1 protein-coding gene and 1 CRISPR repeat array are annotated in these 2,433 nt (G+C 57.0%); the gene reads left to right on the top strand.

Going from position 1 to position 2,433, the window contains the following annotated elements:
* Window positions 1–122: 122 nt before the first annotated feature.
* Window positions 123–302 (top strand): hypothetical protein, encoded by a 180-nt coding sequence (locus tag BAA01_00205; GenBank protein ID OUM91083.1) that lies wholly within the window; start codon window positions 123–125, stop codon window positions 300–302.
* Between the two features lie 110 nt (window positions 303–412).
* A CRISPR array of direct repeats spans window positions 413–2,312; the repeat unit is 32 nt; unit sequence GTTTCAACCCACGCCCACGCACGGTGGGCGAC.
* Window positions 2,313–2,433: the final 121 nt, after the last annotated feature.

Here is a 2,433-nt window from a genome sequence, read left to right as displayed (position 1 = left end):
AGAAATTAAGAACCGCCCTGATCGAATCTGCCCGAGCAGCTGCCCGTTGCAAAGACACGTATCTTTCCAGCTTGTATCATCGCATCGCTGCCCGAAGGGGCGCCAATCGAGCGGCAGTAGCGGTGGCTCATCGAATTTTGACGATTTGTTACCATCTCCTCAAGAACAAGCAAATCTATATTGAGCTTGGTCCTCATTATTACGAAGAGCGCAAGCGAACTCATGTGGCAAGGCAAGCCATTCGCAAGTTGGAAATCCTGGGTTACAAGGTTGTCGTGGAGGAAATGGACCAAACTGCATAGACCAAATTACCATATTATTCCTCTAAAGTAGTGACGATGTCCGGGTACCACCTTTTTTGTGCTTCTAAGCTACTTTAATTTTCGGGATAGAGATTTTTCGGGTTAAAGAGGTTTCAACCCACGCCCACGCACGGTGGGCGACGCCCCCCCTGTAGCAGATCCTTTTGAGCGAATTTGTTTCAACCCACGCCCACGCACGGTGGGCGACCTTCCGAGGATGTGGAAGGATTACCTGACGAGGTGTTTCAACCCACGCCCACGCACGGTGGGCGACCTTACCTGTTGGGCCGCACCGACGACCCCGATCCCGTTTCAACCCACGCCCACGCACGGTGGGCGACGAAAACATCGGCGGAAGCCGTGGCAACATGCCGGGGTTTCAACCCACGCCCACGCACGGTGGGCGACTCGCGCTCGATCTCCTGCATGGAGATGGTTGCCATGTTTCAACCCACGCCCACGCACGGTGGGCGACCTGAACGAATTGATCATGATTCCAGAAGTGGAAAAAGTTTCAACCCACGCCCACGCACGGTGGGCGACTTCCAGACGCATGTCCATTATCACCTCAATCATAAGTTTCAACCCACGCCCACGCACGGTGGGCGACTCCAGACGCATGTCCATTATCACCTCAATCATAAGTTTCAACCCACGCCCACGCACGGTGGGCGACATCACCTGGCCGCCAGCTGACCAGGTTCGGGAATCGTTTCAACCCACGCCCACGCACGGTGGGCGACGCAGCTTTACCGGGAGGTTTTTGCTGGTGGTTGATGTTTCAACCCACGCCCACGCACGGTGGGCGACCAGGTCCACATGTATTCCTCAGCAAACGGTTTCGGTTTCAACCCACGCCCACGCACGGTGGGCGACTTTTTCGAGGCGTTTGCGTTCCTTCGAGTCGCAGGGTTTCAACCCACGCCCACGCACGGTGGGCGACGGAGCATCTGAGTCCGCCTGTCCCTCCTGCCGATGTTTCAACCCACGCCCACGCACGGTGGGCGACCCGAAAGAGTACATGCCCAAGATCGAAGCGCTGAAGTTTCAACCCACGCCCACGCACGGTGGGCGACACATTTGCACGATCACATTGGAACCAGTCTGAAAAGTTTCAACCCACGCCCACGCACGGTGGGCGACATAAGGTCAGTGTTGTTTATTACTCTGAGTCCCGGTTTCAACCCACGCCCACGCACGGTGGGCGACTCCCCGGAAAAAGTCTCCCTCTTCGCGCGGATCAGTTTCAACCCACGCCCACGCACGGTGGGCGACCGGTTTTCAGCTTTTATGCTTGGTTCGATGCGAATGTTTCAACCCACGCCCACGCACGGTGGGCGACGACGTGAGCCGGCTGCGGGCCACCGGTGGCAACAGTTTCAACCCACGCCCACGCACGGTGGGCGACTATTGCCGGTCTGGCCATGCACCGTGCTCCAAAAGGTTTCAACCCACGCCCACGCACGGTGGGCGACAGCCACCGGCGGCGAGCCGGTGGCTGCGGAATGAGTTTCAACCCACGCCCACGCACGGTGGGCGACCGTCCAGCGACATCTATGACATGGCGCTGGATGAAGTTTCAACCCACGCCCACGCACGGTGGGCGACTGGATCAATTCTATTCTGTTATTTCCATTCTTAGGGTTTCAACCCACGCCCACGCACGGTGGGCGACGACGCGAGCGGTTTCCGTTATGTCCGGTACATCAGTGTTTCAACCCACGCCCACGCACGGTGGGCGACCCTATGATGAGTACGCCATCAGGCGCGAAACGATGTTTCAACCCACGCCCACGCACGGTGGGCGACATCGTAACCGAAGTAGGCCGCGATCGTTGAGATGAGTTTCAACCCACGCCCACGCACGGTGGGCGACTACAACCGCTATGCCTTTGGCGGCGGCCGCCTGGTGTTTCAACCCACGCCCACGCACGGTGGGCGACTTGAGCGGAGGCATGTTTCCGAACTCATCAAGCAGGTTTCAACCCACGCCCACGCACGGTGTATAGTGGCACACGATGTCAAGACAATTTTTCTGAGAATTTTAAGGGGTGAAATCTTTCACATAATAATTTCTCTCTGTCGTTCGATGGATTTTCTGAAAACCAAATATGGAATTACATGGCGACTC

Source organism: Bacillus thermozeamaize, from assembly GCA_002159075.1.
GTDB lineage: Bacteria > Bacillota > Bacilli > ZCTH02-B2 > ZCTH02-B2 > Bacillus_BB > Bacillus_BB thermozeamaize.
Note: the sequence above shows the minus strand (reverse complement) of the source record. Positions and strands in the feature narration are given on the sequence as shown.